Annotated in this window: 15 protein-coding genes; 6 read left to right on the top strand and 9 right to left on the bottom strand. The window is 70.9% G+C overall.

The window, feature by feature from the left end:
* Window positions 1–292: 292 nt before the first annotated feature.
* Window positions 293–1,942 carry an L-lactate permease gene (locus tag WS91_RS10785; RefSeq protein ID WP_038754932.1) on the bottom strand — a complete coding sequence of 550 codons (1,650 nt, stop codon included), beginning with the start codon at window positions 1,940–1,942 and terminating at the stop codon, window positions 293–295.
* Here WS91_RS10785 and WS91_RS35750 point away from each other — a divergent pair.
* Window positions 1,941–2,456: a hypothetical protein gene (locus tag WS91_RS35750; protein WP_156432351.1), complete on the top strand. Its 516-nt coding sequence runs from the start codon at window positions 1,941–1,943 to the stop codon at window positions 2,454–2,456. The two genes, WS91_RS10785 and WS91_RS35750, sit on opposite strands and share 2 nt — an antisense overlap.
* On the opposite strand, the gene WS91_RS10775 is transcribed toward WS91_RS35750, so the two are convergent.
* Together WS91_RS10775 and WS91_RS37920 are read right to left on the bottom strand one after the other, a co-directional pair.
* Window positions 2,431–4,605 carry a malate synthase G gene (locus tag WS91_RS10775; RefSeq protein ID WP_059579941.1) on the bottom strand — a complete coding sequence of 725 codons (2,175 nt, stop codon included), beginning with the start codon at window positions 4,603–4,605 and terminating at the stop codon, window positions 2,431–2,433. The genes WS91_RS35750 and WS91_RS10775 overlap by 26 nt on opposite strands.
* 963 nt (window positions 4,606–5,568) lie before the next feature.
* A complete protein-coding gene (locus tag WS91_RS37920) occupies window positions 5,569–5,661 on the bottom strand; it encodes a malate synthase (protein WP_317135477.1) in 93 nt (30 codons plus the stop codon).
* Between WS91_RS37920 and WS91_RS10770 the strand changes: the two genes are divergently transcribed.
* The gene (locus WS91_RS10770; RefSeq protein WP_317135476.1) at window positions 5,660–5,866 is read left to right on the top strand and encodes a hypothetical protein; all 207 of its coding nucleotides are present in this window, start codon (window positions 5,660–5,662) and stop codon (window positions 5,864–5,866) included. The genes WS91_RS37920 and WS91_RS10770 overlap by 2 nt on opposite strands.
* 203 nt (window positions 5,867–6,069) lie before the next feature.
* On the opposite strand, the gene WS91_RS36770 is transcribed toward WS91_RS10770, so the two are convergent.
* The 6 genes from WS91_RS36770 to WS91_RS10740 all read right to left on the bottom strand — a co-directional run bounded on the left by WS91_RS36770 (window position 6,070) and on the right by WS91_RS10740 (window position 11,002).
* Window positions 6,070–6,366: a hypothetical protein gene (locus WS91_RS36770; RefSeq protein ID WP_059670256.1), complete on the bottom strand. Its 297-nt coding sequence runs from the start codon at window positions 6,364–6,366 to the stop codon at window positions 6,070–6,072.
* A 125-nt stretch (window positions 6,367–6,491) separates the two neighbouring features.
* Window positions 6,492–7,385: an AraC family transcriptional regulator gene (locus WS91_RS10760; protein WP_059579946.1), complete on the bottom strand. Its 894-nt coding sequence runs from the start codon at window positions 7,383–7,385 to the stop codon at window positions 6,492–6,494.
* Window positions 7,386–7,420: 35 nt separating this feature from the next.
* Window positions 7,421–8,713 (bottom strand): NAD(P)/FAD-dependent oxidoreductase, encoded by a 1,293-nt coding sequence (locus WS91_RS10755; RefSeq protein ID WP_059670255.1) that lies wholly within the window; start codon window positions 8,711–8,713, stop codon window positions 7,421–7,423.
* Complete coding sequence (locus tag WS91_RS10750) at window positions 8,710–8,943, bottom strand: (2Fe-2S)-binding protein (RefSeq protein ID WP_038750928.1); 234 nt, start codon at window positions 8,941–8,943, stop codon at window positions 8,710–8,712. Before WS91_RS10750 ends, WS91_RS10755 begins: the two co-directional genes overlap by 4 nt.
* A complete protein-coding gene (locus WS91_RS10745; RefSeq protein WP_038750927.1) occupies window positions 8,940–10,073 on the bottom strand; it encodes an NAD(P)/FAD-dependent oxidoreductase in 1,134 nt (377 codons plus the stop codon). The genes WS91_RS10750 and WS91_RS10745 overlap by 4 nt, the downstream gene beginning before the upstream one ends.
* Window positions 10,070–11,002 (bottom strand): 4-hydroxyproline epimerase, encoded by a 933-nt coding sequence (locus WS91_RS10740; protein ID WP_038750926.1) that lies wholly within the window; start codon window positions 11,000–11,002, stop codon window positions 10,070–10,072. The genes WS91_RS10745 and WS91_RS10740 overlap by 4 nt, the downstream gene beginning before the upstream one ends.
* Before the next feature lie 249 nt (window positions 11,003–11,251).
* Between WS91_RS10740 and WS91_RS10735 the strand changes: the two genes are divergently transcribed.
* From WS91_RS10735 to WS91_RS10720, 4 genes are all read left to right on the top strand, one after another.
* The gene (locus tag WS91_RS10735; protein WP_038750925.1) at window positions 11,252–12,172 is read left to right on the top strand and encodes a dihydrodipicolinate synthase family protein; all 921 of its coding nucleotides are present in this window, start codon (window positions 11,252–11,254) and stop codon (window positions 12,170–12,172) included.
* Window positions 12,173–12,711: 539 nt separating this feature from the next.
* Window positions 12,712–14,337, top strand: a complete 1,626-nt coding sequence (locus tag WS91_RS10730; protein WP_059670254.1) for an APC family permease — start codon at window positions 12,712–12,714, stop codon at window positions 14,335–14,337.
* Between the two features lie 76 nt (window positions 14,338–14,413).
* Window positions 14,414–16,006 (top strand): aldehyde dehydrogenase (NADP(+)), encoded by a 1,593-nt coding sequence (locus WS91_RS10725; RefSeq protein ID WP_059642538.1) that lies wholly within the window; start codon window positions 14,414–14,416, stop codon window positions 16,004–16,006.
* Window positions 15,999–17,030 (top strand): Ldh family oxidoreductase, encoded by a 1,032-nt coding sequence (locus WS91_RS10720; RefSeq protein WP_059670253.1) that lies wholly within the window; start codon window positions 15,999–16,001, stop codon window positions 17,028–17,030. Before WS91_RS10725 ends, WS91_RS10720 begins: the two co-directional genes overlap by 8 nt.
* The last annotated feature ends 293 nt before the right edge of the window (window positions 17,031–17,323 follow it).

Raw genomic sequence — 17,323 nt, 5'->3', positions numbered from 1 at the left:
GCCCGCGTTCCGGCATGCGCCGAAGCGCGCCACACCGCCTTGTCGTACCGCCACGGCGAACGCGAGCCGGATCGCCCCGCCGTTCGCGTCCGGCGACGCCGTCGAGTGAATTCGAACGCACCATTGCGCCCGACCGGCCGCGTTTCGTGATCGCCTGGCGCGCACCGCGCGCGGAAAATCGCGGGAAAAAAGCGCGCCGTCCCGCGCTGTCCCGCGCCGTCCCGCGACGCGCCGCGACGCGCCGCGCGCCGCCGCGATCCGCCCGCCGACGCGCGCGCCGCCCCCTGCGCCGTCAATGCGGCAGCGCCGGAATCATCCAGCTCAGCACGTGCTGCTGGAGAAACACGAGCACGCCGAGCAGCAGCGTGAGGATCACGCTGTGCCAGAAGGTCCGCGCGAACACGACGCCTTCCTGCCCTTTCAGATCGGTCGTCGACACGCCGGTCGCGATGTTCTGCGGCGAGATCATCTTGCCCATCACGCCGCCCGACGAGTTCGTCGCGGCCATCAGCACCGGATCGAAGCCGAGCTGCTTCGCGGCGACGACCTGCAGGTTGCCGAAGAGTGCGTTGCCCGACGTGTCGCTGCCCGACAGGAACACCGCGATCCAGCCGAGCGTGGCCGACACGAGCGGGAACAGCGCGCCCGTCGACGCGACGCCCATCCCGAGCGTGTAGCTCATCCCCGAATAGTTGAGCAGGTACGCAAGCCCGACGATCATCATCACGGTGACGATCGCGATGCGCGTCTGCCGCCACGTCTGCGCGACGCAGCCGAAGAAGCTCGCGACGCCGGTGCGCGTCCACACGGCCGTGACGATCGCCGACAGCAGGATCGCGGTGCCGGTGCCGAGCGGCTGGAAATCCCAGATCGCCACGTACGGCTTGTGATAGAGCGTCATGTAGACCGCGTCGTGCAAGCCGGGCCACTTGATCTTCATGTCGCCGATCGCGGCGACGCCCGCGTGCACCCAGAAGATCACGATCACCGACACGACGAGCCACGGCAGCCAGCCGCCGTAACCGACGCGCCCGTGCGCGGCGCCCGCGCCGACGGCCGCGTCGCCGCGCGGGATCGCGAACTGCGGATCGGGCCGCGGCTTCCAGATTTTCAGGAATCCGATCGTCACGATCAGCGACGTGAGCGACGACAGCACGTCGGTCAGCTGATAGCTGATGAAGTTCGACGTGACGAACTGCGCGAGCGCGAAGCTGCCGCCGGACACGAAAAGCGCCGGCCACAGCCGGCCGATCGAGCGCAGGCCGCCGTAGATCCCGACAACGTAGAACGGCAGCAGCAGCGCGAAGAACGGCAGCTGGCGGCCGACCATCGCGCCGAGCGTGTCCGGATGCAGCGACGTCACCGCGCCGAGCACGGTGATCGGCACGCCGAGCGCGCCGAACGCGACGGGCGCAGTGTTGAAGATCAGCGCGAAGGTGAGCGCCTCGATCGCCGGAAAGCCGAGCGCGATCAGGAGCGCGCTCGTGATCGCGACGGGCGTGCCGAAGCCGGAAATGCCTTCGAGCAGGCAGCCGAACGAGAACGCGACGACGAGCAGCACGAGGCGGCGATCGTCGGGCAGATGATCGAGCATCCATTGGCGGAACTGGTCGAAGCGGCCCGATTTCACCGCGATGTTGTACAGCAGCAGCGCGTTGAACACGATCCACATCACGGGGATCAGCGCGAGCGCCATGCCCGCGCCGACCGCGTCCAGCGCGAGCCCGACCGGCATCCCCCAGACGGCGACCGCGACGACGATGCCGGTCGCGAGGCCCGCGAGCGACGCCTGCCACGCCGGACGGCGGAACAGCCCGAGCATCGCGAGCGCGACCGCGATCGGCAGCACGGCGACGAGAAACGACAGCGCGAGCGAATGGGCGACGGGGGTCAGCGGCTGGGCGAACGCGATCCCCGCCGGCAGTGCGATTGAAGGGTTCATGTTGTCTCCTGTCTCCCCTCGGAACGGTTCCTGTCTCGGTCTTGTCGTCGATCTTGTTGTCGATCTTGTTGTCGATCTTGTTGTCGATCTTGTTGTCGATCTTGTTGTCGATCTTGTTGTCGATCTTGTTGTCGGTCTTGTTGTCGGTCTTGTCGTCGGTCTTGTTGTCGGTCTTGTCGTCGGTCTTGTCGTCGATCTTGTCGTCGGTCTTGTCGTCGGCCTTGTCGTCGGCCTTGTCGTCGGCCTTGTCGTCGGCCTTGTCGTCGGCCTTGTCGTCGGCCTTGTCGTCGGCCTTGTCGTCGGCCTTGTCGTCGGCCTTGTCGTCGGCCTTGTCGTCGGCCTTGTCGTCGGCCTTGTCGTCGGCCTTGTCGTCGGCCTTGTCGTCGGCGGCGCTTCGCGCGCCGCCCGCGTGCGCTCGCATCCTTGCACGCGCGTCTTCGCCGGACGCGCGGCGATGGCGGCGGGCGGCGGAGCGCCCCGCCGCCGCGTCAGCCCGCCTGCAGGTGCCGCTTGAACGCGAGCCGGTAACGGTGCAGCAGCGGCTCGGTATAGCCGCTCGGCTGGTCGCGCCCCTCCAGCACGAGCGCGCGTGCGGCGCGCAACGCGTACGAATTCGCGCCGTCGGGCGCCATCGGGCGATAGTGCGCGTCGCCCGCGTTCTGCGCATCGACGACGCGCGCCATCCGCTCGAACACCGCATCGACGAACGCGCGCGTCACGACGCCGTGATGCAGCCAATTCGCGATGTGCTGGCTTGAGATGCGCAGCGTCGCGCGGTCTTCCATCAGGCCGACGTCGTGGATGTCGGGCACCTTCGAGCAGCCGACGCCCTGCTCGACCCAGCGCACGACGTAGCCGAGAATCCCCTGCGCGTTGTTCTCGACTTCGGCGCGGATCTCGTCCTCGCTCCACGCGGCGCGCTCGACGACGGGAATCGTCAACAGGCCGTCGAGCAGCGCGTCGCGCTCGCGCGCGTAGTCGATCGTTTCGAGTTCCTGCTGGACCGCCTGCACGTCGACCTCGTGATAATGCAGCGCGTGCAGCGTCGCCGCGGTCGGCGAGGGCACCCACGCGGTGTTCGCGCCCGCGCGCGGATGCGCGATCTTCTGCTCGAGCATCGCGCGCATCAGGTCCGGCATCGCCCACATGCCCTTGCCGATCTGCGCGCGGCCGCGCAGCCCGGCCGCGAGCCCGGCGAGCACGTTGTTGCGCTCGTACGCGGCGATCCACGCGGACGACTTCATGTCGCCCTTGCGGCACATCGGCCCGGCTTCCATCGCGCTGTGCATCTCGTCGCCCGTGCGGTCGAGAAAGCCCGTGTTGATGAACGCGACGCGCGCCGGCGCCGCCGCGATGCACGCGGACAGGTTCACGCTCGTGCGGCGCTCCTCGTCCATGATCCCCATCTTGATCGTGTCGCGCGGCAAGCCGAGCAGATCCTCGACGCGCGCGAACAGCGCGTCCGCGAACGCGACTTCCGCCGGCCCGTGCATCTTCGGCTTCACGATGTAGATCGAGCCCGTGCGCGAGTTGCGCTTCGACTGCAGATCGTGCATCGCGCAAAGCGTCGTCACGACGCCGTCGAGGACACCTTCCGGAATCTCGTTGCCGTCGCGCCCGAGCACCGCGTTCGTCGTCATCAGATGGCCGACGTTACGCACGAAGAGGAGCGAGCGGCCGTGCAGCGTCAGCGTCGAGCCGTCGGGCGCGCGGTACTCGCGGTCCGCGTTCAGGCGGCGCGTGAACGTGCGCCCGCCCTTGTCGACCGCCTCGGTCAGCGTGCCCTGAATCAGCCCGAGCCAGTTGCGGTAGAGCTGAACTTTGTCGTCCGCGTCGACGGCCGCGACCGAATCCTCGCAATCGATGATCGTGCTCACCGCCGCCTCGAGCACCACGTCGTTCACGTGCGCCGGATCGTTCCGGCCGATCGGCGCCGACGCGTCGATCCGGATCTCGATGTGCAGCCCGTGGTGCGTGAGCAGCACGACGCCCGGCGCGTCGGCCTCGCCCTGGTGGCCGGCGAACTGCCCGGGGCGCGCGAGCGTTTTCGTGCCGTCGCGGGTGTCGACGGCGAGCCTGCCGCCCTCGACGCGATAGCGGAGCGCGTCGCGATGCGAGCCGTGCAGGAGCGGCGCCGCGCGATCGAGGAAATCGCGCGCGTAGTCGATCACGCGCTGGCCGCGCACCGGGTTGTAGGGGCCCGCGCGCGTCGCGCCGCCGTCCTCGGGCAGCGCATCGGTGCCGTACAGCGCGTCGTACAGGCTGCCCCAGCGCGCGTTCGCCGCGTTCAGCGCGTAGCGCGCGTTCGACAGCGGCACGACGAGCTGCGGCCCCGCCTGCGACGCGATTTCGGCGTCGACGTTCGCCGTCGTCACCGCGACACGCTCGGGCGGCGGCACCAGATAGCCGATCCGCTCGAGGAACGCGCGGTAGGCGCGCGGATCGCGCACCGGTCCAGGGTGCGCGCGGTGCCAGCCGTCGAGCTCGCGCTGCAGCCGGTCGCGCTCGGCGAGCAGCGCGCGGTTGCGCGGCGCGAGGTCGTGCACGAGCGCGGCGAAGCCCCGCCAGAACGCGCTCGCGTCGACGCCCGTGCCGGGCAGCGCCTCCTGCTCGATGAACCGGGCAAGACCTTCGTCGACCTGGAGTCCGTGTAGCTCGATCATGCTGCTTTCTCCGTCGGTTACGTCGCTCGCCGCCGTGCTCGTGCGGCGATACTGCTTGCGTTTGCGCTCGCGCCTGCGTTCGCGATCCGCACGTTTCGATCGGGCCTTACGCCCGATACAGAGGCGAGCGCGGCCACGACTTGCCCGCGGCCTGCCCGTGGCCTGCCCGCGAATTGCCCGCGGCCTGCCCGCCAACGATCGCCGGCGCACCGCCTTCGGGCGTCGCCGCGAGCGGCGTGGCCGGGAACGCGGCGCGTCCGGCGGCGGGCGCTGGCCGCGCGGCTGGAATCGCCGCGCGGCAGGCTGCGCCGAAGATGTGCGCAATCGCTGCACGCAGCGGGAGCAGCGCGGGCGGCGTGAGCGGAACCGGTAGCGGCCGGCGTCGATCACGCCTGCATAGAGCTTAGTCCCCCGGTGGCCATACGGAAGTCAGTGCTTCTTCGAGTACGACGGATGCCGAGTGCGACGGATGCGCCGCCCGCGACGCGGCGTCGACGCGCGCGAGCCCGGGCGCACGGCCGCCGTCGCCTGCGACCGCAATCGTCGCGGGCCGGGCGCTGCGTTTCGCTTCGGCCCGTGTCACATCGCCGCGGGCCGCTTCGGCACGAGCGGCTTCGAGGCTTCGACATGAGGGCCAATGCCGGCGATGCCGAGTCCGGATTGGGTCGGTACGTCGGGCATGCGTCGGGCATGCTTTTGATCGGAGGCAAGCACGAAATCGACTTGCCCGGCCTTGTCGCGTACGCGCACGGCCAATGCGCCGGAACGCGTGCGCTACGCGACTTCCGGGCAACCCGAAGGTGCGGCGACGCAACATCGCAAAAACGCCCGCGCGCGTTGCATTCAGACTGTTCCGACCACACTGCCACCCTTGTCCAGCAAGGCTGTTACATGCGGTAAATCTTCCGTTCGGCCGAACGCGGCCGCTTTAAGAATCGTTTAAGACTCGGACGGCACCATCCGTCACCAGTATCGTTTCAGGAGGTTCCCGATGAGCGCCGTCGACACGTCCGCCGCGGTTCGCCCGGCCGCCCCCTCGGCCAAACCGAAAACCATGCTGCGCCGCCTGCTCAGCCATCACGAGATCGCGACGCTGCTGATCCTGCTGCACGCGCCGATCGGCGCGAACGCGAAGCCGGAACTGCCAGCATTGCAGGAAGCCGGCCTCGTCGAAATGGTCCGCACCGACATGGATGCGGCGCCGTCCTTTCGTCTGACGGAAAACGGCAGCGCCGTGCTGAAGGGCCTCGGCTACCGATAATCGTCCGATCGATTCGGCGACGGCCGGCCGATGCCGGTCGCGCCCGCCGACGCTTCGTCTTCGTCATGGCCGGCCCGATGGGCCGGTTCGTTTTTTTGGCGAACGCAATTGAGGCGTGCGGTTGGGCTGTGGAGTCTTTTGTCCGACTTTTGGCTTCTTCGCTTCTTCGCTTCTTCGCTTCTTCGCTTCTTCGCTTCAAGCCTTCAAGCCTTCAAGCCTTCGAGGCTTTCCACTTCGGCTCCGGCTCCGGCTCCGGCGTTGGCGTTGGCGTTGGCGTTGGCGTTGGCTTCGGCTTCGGCTTCGGCTTCGGCTTCGGCTTCGGCTTCGGCTTCGGCTTCGGCTTCGGCTTCGGCTTCGGCTTCGGCTTCGGCTTCGGCTTCGGCTTCGGCTTCGGCTTCGGCTTCCAGGATTATCGGTTTCGCGAGGCTTCGAACGCTCGGCATCCGGGCCGGCTTGCCGTCGATCTCGCGATACGCCCGGCCGACCGGCGCTTCGATCAAGCCGCGCGCGTTCTCCGAACCCCGCCGCCCGCTCGCCCGCCCAGCCGCGACGCGCGATCGCCCGCGCGCCGCCGCCCGAGCAAGTCCCGAGCAAGTCCCGAGCGAACCCCGAGCAAGCCCCGATCTCAGCCCCCCCGCCCCTCCTGCAACATCAGCCGATATTCGGTCGGCGTCACGCCGACCGTCGCCTTGAACTGCCGCGTGAATGCGCTGTGATCGGTATAGCCGCACAGCGCGGCGACGTCCGTCACCTTGTCGTGCGTGACGAGGAGCGCGGTCGCCGCGTCGAGCCGCGCCTTCAGCAGCATCTGCCGCGGCGTCAGATGAAACACCTTGTGGAAATAGCGCTCGAGCTGCGCGACCGACATCCCCGCCATCCCGGCGAGATGCTTCAGGTTCAGCGGCTGCACATAGTGCGCGTGGATGTAGCGGACGACGTCCGCGATGCGGCTGTACGCCGGGTGCGAGCTCTCGTGCGCGCGCAGGTCGCGCGACAGCCCCGCGATCCCGACGATCCTCCCCTGCGCGTTGCGCAGCGGCTCCTTGCACGTCAGGCACCAGCCGGGCTGGCGGCCCGAGTACAGATGCAGCTCGAGCTGATCGGTCAGTTGCCGGCCGCCCGCGATGATCGCCAGATCCTGCTCGACATAGCTGCGGCCGAAGCGGCGCGGAAAGACTTCGTCCGCGGCCTTGCCGTACAGGCCGCGCTTGTCCTTGTAGCCGCAGCGCTGCGCGAGCGTGCGGTTCACGAGCGCGTAGCGCGCATGCACGTCCTTCACGAAGAACGCGACGTCGGGCAGCGCGTCGAACACCGGCTCCAGCTGCGCGAAATGCGCGAGCATCGCGGCGAAGCCGTCGTCGTCCGGGGGGGCGGGCTGAGCGGCGGAAGCGGAGACGGAAGCAGAAGCGGAAGCGGCCGACATCGCCCCGGCCGAGGCGGACGCGGCCGTCGTGGGCGCGGCCGATGCGGCGGACGCGGCGGACAGCTTCTCGGGCGGTACGGCAAGCAAAGTCATCATACGGATCTCGCGCGTCGAAACACGGGTGGCGTCGATTATAGGAGCGCGTCGTCGGGCGCGACGAGCAGCGTGTCGATTCGCGCGGGCGAAAACGGCGGGCGCGGCGGCGCGTCGTCCCAGCCGAAATACGCGTGCGCGGCCGCGCCGCAGACGCGCCCCTGGCACGCGCCCATCCCGCAGCGCGTTTGCAGCTTCGCGTCGCGCGCCGACGCGTGCGCGCGCACCGCGCCGATCGTCACGTCCTCGCAGCGGCACAGCAGCGTGTCGTCGGGCGGCAGCGCGCGCGCCGCGTCGCGCAGCGCGAACGTCTCGGCCACCCGCGACGCGAAGCGCCGCCACGTCGCACGCGCGCGCAGCAATGCGGCAACGCGCGCGCGGCCGTCCGGCGCCGCGTCCGCGCCAGCCGCCGCGAGCCCGGCCAGCTCGCCTTCGATCCGCGCGAGCTCGACGCCGCCGACGCCCGTGCATTCGCCCGCCGCGTACACGTGTTCGACCGACGTGCGCTGCGCATCGTCGATCGCGATCGCGCGGTCGCGCACCGCGCAGCCGAGCGCCAGCGCGAGCGTCACGTTCGGCACGAGGCCGAAGCCGCACGCGAGGCGATCGCATTCGAGCATCGCGCGCGCGCCGCCCCGCTCGATCGTGACCGCACGCACGCGCGCGTCGCCGTGCGCTTCGCGCACGACCGCGCCCGTCAGATAACGCGTGCCGGCAAAGCCGCGCGTGAGCCGCGCCGCCTGCGCGAGCTTCGACGGCGTCGCCGCGAGCGACAGCGCGAAACGCGCGAGCGCGTCGAGCGGCGCCTGCTCGACGACCGCGACGACGCGCGCGCCCGCCGCGCGCGCGGTCGCGAGCGACGCGATCAGAAGCGGCCCACTGCCCGCGATCACGACGCGCTCGCCGCGCACCGGCAGGCCGCCCTTGATCAGCGCCTGCAGCCCGCCCGCGCCCGTCACGCCGGGCAGCGTCCAGCCGGCAAACGGCAGCAGCAGCTCGCGCGCGCCGCAGCACAGGATCAGCTTCCGGTAACCGAGCGAAAGCGCCCGCTCCGCGTCCTCGACGAGCAGCGCGCCGGGCCGCGGCGCGGCGACGACGCGCGTCGCCGCCAGGTGGCGCACGCCCGGCTGCCGCAGCACGTCGAAGCTCGCGCGCGCCGGCGCGCTCGGCGCGGCGCCCGGCCCCTGCCGCCAGACCTGTCCGCCCGCGCGCGGGTTGTCGTCGACGATCGCGACCGTGCGGCCGCTCCGCGCGGCCGCGCGCGCGGCCGCGAGGCCCGCCGGCCCCGCGCCGACGATCGCGACGTCGACCATCAGATGCTCGTTCGTCATCGCGTGCGCTCCACCTGCATGCCTTCGCGGCAGAGCGTCTGGCATGCGAGCCTGCGCCGTCCGTCGATCGTCACCCTGCACTCCTGGCAAATGCCCATCCCGCAAAACGGCGCGCGCGCGGCGCCCGTGCACGACGTGCGCGCCGTGTCGTCGCCGCTGCGCGCGAGCGCGGCCGCGACGGTCGTGCCGTCGGCCACGTCGAGCGGACGGCGATCCAGATAAATGATCATTGAAGCTCTCCGGCCACGGCCGATTTCGACGTCGACAAGAAACGCCCCGGCAGATACGGCTCGACGTCGATCGCCGCGCGCTCGCCGAACATCCGCGCGGCGAGCACGCGCGCGCTGCCGGGCGCGGTCGTCACGCCGAGCCCCTCGTGCCCGACCGCGAGCCACAGCCCGCGCTGCGACGGATGCTCGCCGACAAGCGGCAGGCCATCCGGGCTCGCGCAGCGAAAGCCCGTCCACGCGCGAATGCCGTTCAGGCCGGCGAGCGCGGGCAGATAGCCGACCGCGCGACGCAGCATCCGCGCGAGCACGGGCGCCTCGACGCGCGGGTCCTCGGTGTCGAACTGCCGCGACGAGCCGATCAGCAACTGCCCGGTCGGCCGCGGCTGCACGTTGAACGCGACCGACGTGCCGTCGCTCGCATGCGCGCTCGCCGCGTAGCCGAGCTCGACGAGCTGGTGCGACACCTGCGCCGGATAGCGGTCGGTGATCAGCAGATGGCCCTTCTTCGGCCGCAGCGGCAGCTCCGGCAGGAGCGCGCGCGCCGCGACGCCGTTCGCGACGACGACGGCCTCCGCGCGCAGCGTGTCGCCGCCGTCGAGCGCGACGCTCGCGCCCTCGACGGCGACGGCCTTCGCGCGCCGCTGCGTGACGCCCGGCAGCCGGCCGAGCAGCCAGCTCGCGGCGACGGGCGCGTACAGGATGCCGTCGCCCGGAATCCTCAGCGCGCCGCCCAGGCCTGCGCGCAGCATCGGCTCGAGCGCGGCGAGCGCCGCGCGATCGATCAGCTCGCCCGCGACGCCGCGCTCGGCGAGCGCCGCTTGCTTCGCGCGCGCGAGGTCCATCTCGTGCGCGTCGGCGGCGAGCCACAGCGTGCCGCAGTTGCGATACGCGCAGCCGTCGGGCATCGCGTCGCGCAGCGCGTTCCACAGCTCGATCGAATAGTGGGTGAGCGCAAGCTCGGCCGCGTTGTCGTCCATCGCGACCAAGTGGCCCATGCCCGCGCCCGTCGCGCCGCCGCTGCCGTCGTCGACGACCACGACGCGCAGCCCGCGCCGCGCGAACTCGTGCGCGCACGCGGCGCCGACGATGCCCGCGCCGATCACGACGACGTCGGTCCGCGATTCGCTCACGACACGATGCCCCAGCCGAACGGATCGTCGTCCTCGATCATGAGCGTCGCCTCGGCGCTCAAGTGCGCGCTGCCGCGAATCGTCGGCACGATGCCGCCTTCGGCGGGTTCGTAACTCGCCGAGAACACGCTGCCGATCACGCTCGCCTGGCGCCACGTCGCGCCGGGCGCGAGCTTGCCGTCCGCAGCAAGGCACGCGAGCTTCGCGCTCGTGCCGGTGCCGCACGGCGAGCGGTCGTACGCGTGGCCCGGGCACAGCACGAAGCTGCGGCTGTCGTGCTCGGGATCGTCGGCGAACAGCTCGATGTGATCGATCGGCGCGCCGTCGCGGCCCGTCACGCCCGCGCGCTCCAGCCCCTCGCGCACCGCCGACGCGTACGCGCTCAGCGCCGCGACGTTCTCGCCCGCGACGCGCTGGCCGTGATCGCTCGCGAGAAAGAACCAGTTGCCGCCCCACGCGACGTCGCCCGTCACCGCGCCGTGCCCCGGCACGTCGACGACGACACCCTTCGCGTGCCGGTACGCGAGCACGTTGCGCACGCTGACGGACAGATCGCCGTGCAGCGTCGCCTCGACGTCGCCCACCGGCGTCTCGATCCGGTGCACGCCGGGCGCGATGCGGCCCATGTGATGCAACGTGCGCACGAGCCCGATCGTGCCGTGCCCGCACATGCCGAGGTAGCCCGCGTTGTTGAAGAAGATCACGCCCGCGGCCGCGTCGGCCGAGACGGGCTCGCACAGCAGCGCGCCGACGAGCACGTCGCTGCCGCGCGGCTCGAGGATGCACGCTGTGCGGAAACGGTCGTGCTCGCGCGCGAGCACCGCGAGGCGCTCGGCCATCGACGCGCCGCCGAGCGCCGGAAAGCCGGACACGACGACGCGCGTGGGTTCGCCGCCCGTATGCGAATCGATGATGTGGATGTGCTTCATGTCGCGTCGATCGAAGGTGGAAATGCGCACAGCTTCCCTTGTCGCGCATCGCGCCGCTTGTGCGTTTTCGATGATGCGCGCGACGAAATCGGCACAGCCCGGCGGGCGCGCCGGCGATCGCGCCCCGATTGTGCCGATTTCATCTTTTCACGGTTGGAAAAGGCTCAAGCCTCGCGGCTTTTCGGCGGCGATACTGGTTCACGCACCGACGACGCCCGTCGGCCCCCATTCGAACGTAGGAGATATTCAGTGAGCCGTAACGCCATTCAATGGAGCGGGGTCTTCCCCGCCGTCAGCACCCAGTTCAAGCCGGACTTCTCTCTCGACGTCGACGCGACGCACCGCGTCGTGAAGAACCTGGTGAACGACGGCGTGTCGGGCCTCGTCGTCTGCGGCACGGTCGGCGAGAACACGTCGTTGTCCACGTCGGAAAAGCTCCAGGTGATCGAGGCCGCGCGCGATGCGGCGGGCGGCAAGGTGCCGGTGATCGCCGGCATCGCCGAGTTCACGACCGAGTTCGCGCGCAACACGGTGCGCGAGGCGCAGCGCGTCGGCGTCGACGGCGTGATGGTGATGCCCGCGCTCGTCTATTCGGCCAAGCCGCACGAGACGGCTGCGCACTTTCGCGCGGTCGCGAAGGGCACCGACCTGCCGGTGATGGTCTACAACAATCCGCCGATCTACAAGAACGACGTGACGCCCGACGTGCTGATCGCGCTGCAGGACTGCGAGAACATCGTCTGCTTCAAGGATTCGTCGGGCGACACGCGCCGCTTCATCGACCTGCGCAACGCCGTCGGCGAGCGCTTCGTGCTGTTCGCGGGGCTCGACGACGTGGTGGTCGAGAGCATCGCCGTGGGCGCCGAAGGCTGGGTGTCGGGCATGTCGAACGCGTTCCCGAAGGAAGGCGAGACGCTGTTCCGCCTCGCGAAGCAGAAGCGCTTCGACGAAGCGCTCGCGCTGTACCGCTGGTTCATGCCGCTGTTGCACCTCGACGCGCGGCCGGACCTCGTGCAGTGCATCAAGCTGTGCGAAGAGCTGGTCGGCCGAGGCAGCGCGCTCACGCGTGCGCCGCGCCTCCCGCTGCAAGGCGACGCGCTCGCGCAGGTGAAGGCGATCGTCGCGAAGGCGCTCGAAACGCGTCCGACGCTGCCGGACGTCGGCCTCTGATCGACGCGCGCGTCGCACGCCCGCGGCGGCCGGAGCGGGACGCGTCGGTGCGCGGTCGCGGTCGCGGTCGCGCCGCCGCGCGCCCTCCGCCGTTCGCGCGGCGCGGCGCGCGGCCCGCGCGCCGGCTTTCCGTTACGCGCGGCGGCCGCACCGCGCGCGAAACCGCGACGGTACGGCGCCCGCGCGATCCGGCACGCCGCAGCCGTGCCGGACGACCGAACCGGCACAAACGACGCAAACGACCCGGTCGACGCGAACGGCATCGCCGCGCGGGCCGCCCCGCTCACCGCAACGGCACCCTCAGTCGCAGTCGTAGTCGTAGTCGCAACCGCAACCGCAACCGCAGTCGCAGTCGCAGTCGTAGTCGTAGTCGTAGTCGTAGTCGCAACCGCAACCGCAACCGCAGCCGCAGCCGCAGCCGCAGCTGCAACTGCAAGTAACTGCAACCGCAGCAACGACCGCGGCCGCCGCCGCACACGAGCCGCCACGCCCCGGCCGCCGCTCGAAGCAAGCCCATCAAAAATCAAGGAGACAAGCCCATGCCCGCTCAAGGCAACGCCCAACGATCCGTGCCGCTCGCACGGCCCGCCGCTCCCGATGCCGGCCACGGCAAGTTCAAGAAACAGTTGTCGCTCACCGACCTGACGTTCATCGGCCTCGGCGCGATCTTCGGCTCGGGGTGGCTGTTCGCCGCGAGCCACGTGTCGACGATCGCGGGCCCGGCCGGCATCCTCTCGTGGCTGCTCGGCGGCTTCGCGGTGCTGCTGCTCGGCATCGTCTACTGCGAGCTCGGCGCCGCGCTGCCGCGCGCGGGCGGCGTCGTCCGCTATCCGGTGTTCTCGCACGGCCCGCTGCTCGGCTATCTGATGGGCGCGATCACGCTGATCGCGTTCTCGAGCCTGATCGCGATCGAAGTCGTGGCCGCGCGGCAGTATGCGGCCGCGTGGTTTCCGGGCCTGACGGCCGCGGGCTCGGGCGAGCCGACGACGCTCGGCTGGCTCGTGCAGGCGGGCCTCCTCTGTTTCTTCTTCTACCTGAACTATTCGAGCGTGAAGACGTTCGCGAAGGCGAACAACGTGATCAGCGTGTTCAAGTTCGTCGTGCCGCTGTCGGTGATCGGCGTGCTGTTCGCGTTCTTCAAGCCCGCGAACCTGACGATCCACGGTTTCGCGCCGTTCGGCATGCCCGGCATCGAGATGGCCGTGTCGGCGGGCGGCATCATCTTCGCGTATCTCGGCCTCACGCCGATCGTGTCGGTCGCGAGCGAGGTGCGCAATCCGCAGCGCACGATCCCGATCGCGCTGATCCTGTCGATCGTGCTGTCGACGCTGATCTACGTGCTGCTGCAGCTCGCGTTTCTGGGCAGCATCCCGACCGCGATGCTCGCGCTCGGCTGGCACGACGTGAGCCGCGCGTTCTCGCTGCCGTATCGCGACATCGCGCTCGCGCTGGGCGTCGGCTGGCTCGCGTACATGGTCGTGGCCGACGCGATGATCTCGCCCTCCGGCTGCGGCAACATCTACATGAACGCGACGCCGCGCGTCGTCTACGGCTGGGCGAAGACGGGCACCTTCTTCAAGGTGTTCACGCGCGTCGACGAGGCCTCCGGCATTCCGCGCGCCGGGCTGTGGCTCACGTTCGCGCTCGCGATCTTCTGGACGCTGCCGTTCCCGTCGTGGGAGGCGCTCATCAACACCGTGTCGGCCGCGCTCGTGCTGAGCTACGCGGTCGCGCCCGTGTCGGTCGCCGCGCTGCGCCGCACCGCGCCCGAGCTGCCGCGGCCGTTCCGCGCGAGCGCGTTCGCGATCACCGGGCCCGCGTCGTTCGTGATCGCCGCGCTGATCGTCTACTGGTCGGGCTGGAGCACCGTGTCCTGGCTGCTCGGGCTGCAGATCGCGATGTTCGTCATCTATCTCGCGTGCCGCCGCTGGGTGCCGACCGCGCACCTGAGCCTCGCCGAGCAGGTTCGCTCGTCGCTGTGGCTGATCGCGTTCTACGCGCTGATGATCGTCGCGTCGTATTTCGGCGGCTTCGGCGGCACCGGGCAGCTCGCGCATCCGTACGACACCGTCGTCGTCGCCGCCGCCGCGCTCGTCATCTATTACTGGGGCGCGCATACCGGCGTGCCGGCCGCGAAGCTGCAGCTCGACGACGACGAGAACTGACGCGCGGCCCCGGCCGCATCCGCTTTTTCATCGGCCGGGCAGGCAACGCCCGGCCTGCACTTTTTCGAGGAGAACCATGCGACTCACAGGCCAGCTTTTGATCGGTCAATCCGAGGCGTTCGGGCAGAACGGCTCGTTTCTCGCGATCGACGCCGCGAGCGGCGCGCCGCTCGAACCCGCGTTCGGCGGCGCGAGCCTGCGCGATCTGGAAACCGCGTGCGCGCTCGCGGACGATGCGTTCGACGCGTATCGCGAGACCCCGCTCGACGCGCGCGCCGCGTTTCTCGACGCGATCGGCCGCCACATCGGCGCGCTCGGCGACGCGCTGATCGAGCGCTGCGTCGCCGAATCGGGATTGCCGCGCGCGCGCATCGAGGGCGAGCGCGCGCGCACCATCGGCCAGCTCGGGCTGTTCGCCGCGCTCGTGCGCGACGGCGGTTTTCTCGATGCGCGCATCGACCCCGCGCGCCCGGACCGCTTGCCGCTGCCGCGCGTCGACCTGCGGCTGCGCAACGTCGCAATCGGGCCCGTCGCCGTGTTCGGCGCGTCGAACTTTCCGCTCGCGTTCTCGGTCGCGGGCGGCGACACCGCATCCGCGCTCGCGGCCGGGTGCCCGGTGATCGTCAAGGCGCATTCCGCGCATCCGGGCACGTCCGAGCTCGTCGGCCGCGCGATCCAGGCGGCCGCGCGCGAGTGCGCGCTGCCGGCCGGCGTGTTCTCGCTGCTGTTCGACGCGTCGCGCGAGATCGGCCAGGCGCTCGTCGCCGATCCGCGCGTCAAGGCGGTCGGCTTCACCGGCTCGCGGCGCGGCGGCGTCGCGCTGATGCACATCGCGGCCGCGCGGCACGAGCCGATTCCGGTCTACGCGGAGATGAGCTCGATCAATCCGGTGCTGCTGCTGCCCGATGCGCTCGCCGCGCGGCATGACGCGATCGCGCGGCAGTTCGTCGCGTCGCTCACGCTCGGCGCGGGGCAGTTCTGCACGAATCCGGGGCTGATCCTCGCGCTCGACGGCCCGGCGCTGCGCGCGTTCGAGGCCGCGGCCGCGGCCGCCGTCGACGCGGCCGCGGCCGCGACGATGCTCACGCCGCACATCCATGCGAGCTATGGCGAAGGCGTCGCGCGGCTCGCGTCGCACGACGCGGTCGAGCGGCTCGGCGAAGGCCCCGCGGGCGATCGCCATCAGGCGCGCGCCGCGCTGTTCGCGACGACGGCGCACGCGTTCATGACGCACGCCGAGCTGCGCGACGAAGTGTTCGGCCCCGCGTCGCTGATCGTGCGTTGCGCGGACGTCGACACGCTGCATCGGGTGCTGAAGTCGCTCGAAGGCCAGTTGACGATCGCCGCGCATCTCGCCGACGGCGACGCGCCGCTGTTCGCGAAGCTGCTGCCGACGCTCGAGCGCCGCGCCGGCCGCATCCTCGTGAACGGCTTCGGCACGGGCGTCGAGGTCGGCCATGCGATGGTGCACGGCGGGCCGTTCCCGGCGACGTCGGACACGCGCACGACGTCGGTCGGCGCGCGCGCGATCGAGCGCTTTCTGCGGCCGGTGTCGTACCAGGACGTGCCCGCCGCGCTGCTGCCCGACGCGCTGCGCGACGACAATCCGCTGCGCATCGCGCGGCGCATCGACGGCGTGATCGCGCAGCGGGAGCCGCGCGATGACTGATCCTCGGCGCCTCGCGCAAGACGTCGTGCTGTCGCTCGACGAAGTGCACGCGCTCGCGCGGCGCGTGCTCGCGCGCCACGGGCTGTCCGACGCGCACGCCCGCGCGATCGCGAACGTCGTCACGCAGGGCCAGCGCGACGTATGCCATTCGCACGGCGTCTACCGGCTGCTCGTCTGCGTGCGCTCGCTGCGCCACGGCAAGGTCGATCCGCAGGCGGTGCCGACGCTGCGCCGGCTTTCGTCGTCGATCGTGTCCGTCGACGCGCATCGCGGCTTCTCGCTGCTCGCGTTCGAGACCGGCCTGCCCGTGCTCGTCGAGATGGCGCGGCGGCGCGGCATCGCCGCGATGGCGATCAACCGCTGCTACCACTTCTCCGCGCTGTGGCCCGAAGTGGAGGCGATCGCCGCGCACGGCCTCGCCGGCATCGCGATGAACCCGAGCCACAGCTGGGTCGCGCCGGAAGGCGGCGCGAAGCCGGTGTTCGGCACGAACCCGCTCGCGTTCGCGTGGCCGCGCCCGGGCGGCCTGCCGTTCGTGTTCGATTTCGCGACGAGCGCGATCGCGCGCGGCGACATCGAGCTGCACGCGAAAGAAGACAAGCCGATTCCGCCGCACTGGGCGATCGACGCGAACGGCGCGCCGACCACCGATCCGCGAGCCGCGCTGCAAGGCGCGATGCGCACGTTCGGCGGGCACAAGGGCTCGGCGCTCGCGGCGATGATCGAGCTGCTCGGCGGCGCGCTGATCGGCGACATGACGAGCGCCGAATCGATGGCGTTCGACGAGGGCGTCGGCGCGACGCCGTGCCATGGCGAGCTCGTGATCGCGCTCGATCCGAAGGTGTTTCTCGGCGACGATCTCGAAGCCGGCCTCGCGCGCGGCGAGCGGATGCTCGACGCGATCGTCGCGCAGGGCGCGCGGCTGCCGTCGCAGCGGCGCTTCGACGCCCGCGCGCGCAGCGTCGCGAACGGCGTGCGGATTTCCGCCCGGCTCCACGACGAGATCCTCGCGCTGCTCGATTGACCTATCGGCGGCGAAGCCGAACGCCGCCCGCATGCGCGGCCGCGCAAGCGGGCGGCGCGCCCCCACGCATCGTTGCCCGCCCGTCGGCAATTGACGATTTCCACGATGCCGGCCGCGCCGTCGGGCATTCGTCAGTCCTGTAGAATCGCCGGCACTGCGTCACGTTCGTCTCCGCGCGGCCCCTACCGGCCGCCGCGCGGTTCGTGTCCCGTGCGCCAACCCGCGCGTTGCACCGTCAGTCCGACGACGAGGCCCGCCGCCCGGCTCGGTTTGCCGCGCGGTACACAACCATT

The sequence above is a fragment of the Burkholderia sp. MSMB1498 genome (assembly GCF_001526245.1).
Taxonomy (GTDB): Bacteria; Pseudomonadota; Gammaproteobacteria; order Burkholderiales; family Burkholderiaceae; genus Burkholderia; species Burkholderia savannae.
Note: the sequence above shows the minus strand (reverse complement) of the source record. Positions and strands in the feature narration are given on the sequence as shown.

What these genes read in the sequence shown, in the direction of transcription:
- WS91_RS35750 (WP_156432351.1), top strand. Translation starts at nt 1,941, where the DNA reads ATGTTGTCTCCTGTCTCCCCTCGGAACGGTTCCTGTCTCGGTCTTGTC.
- WS91_RS10785 (WP_038754932.1), bottom strand. Translation starts at nt 1,942, where the DNA reads ATGAACCCTTCAATCGCACTGCCGGCGGGGATCGCGTTCGCCCAGCCG.
- WS91_RS10775 (WP_059579941.1), bottom strand. Translation starts at nt 4,605, where the DNA reads ATGATCGAGCTACACGGACTCCAGGTCGACGAAGGTCTTGCCCGGTTC.
- WS91_RS10770 (WP_317135476.1), top strand. Translation starts at nt 5,660, where the DNA reads ATGCTGCGCCGCCTGCTCAGCCATCACGAGATCGCGACGCTGCTGATC.
- WS91_RS37920 (WP_317135477.1), bottom strand. Translation starts at nt 5,661, where the DNA reads ATGGTTTTCGGTTTGGCCGAGGGGGCGGCCGGGCGAACCGCGGCGGAC.
- WS91_RS10760 (WP_059579946.1), bottom strand. Translation starts at nt 7,385, where the DNA reads ATGATGACTTTGCTTGCCGTACCGCCCGAGAAGCTGTCCGCCGCGTCC.
- WS91_RS10755 (WP_059670255.1), bottom strand. Translation starts at nt 8,713, where the DNA reads ATGACGAACGAGCATCTGATGGTCGACGTCGCGATCGTCGGCGCGGGG.
- WS91_RS10750 (WP_038750928.1), bottom strand. Translation starts at nt 8,943, where the DNA reads ATGATCATTTATCTGGATCGCCGTCCGCTCGACGTGGCCGACGGCACG.
- WS91_RS10740 (WP_038750926.1), bottom strand. Translation starts at nt 11,002, where the DNA reads ATGAAGCACATCCACATCATCGATTCGCATACGGGCGGCGAACCCACG.
- WS91_RS10730 (WP_059670254.1), top strand. Translation starts at nt 12,712, where the DNA reads ATGCCCGCTCAAGGCAACGCCCAACGATCCGTGCCGCTCGCACGGCCC.
- WS91_RS10725 (WP_059642538.1), top strand. Translation starts at nt 14,414, where the DNA reads ATGCGACTCACAGGCCAGCTTTTGATCGGTCAATCCGAGGCGTTCGGG.
- WS91_RS10720 (WP_059670253.1), top strand. Translation starts at nt 15,999, where the DNA reads ATGACTGATCCTCGGCGCCTCGCGCAAGACGTCGTGCTGTCGCTCGAC.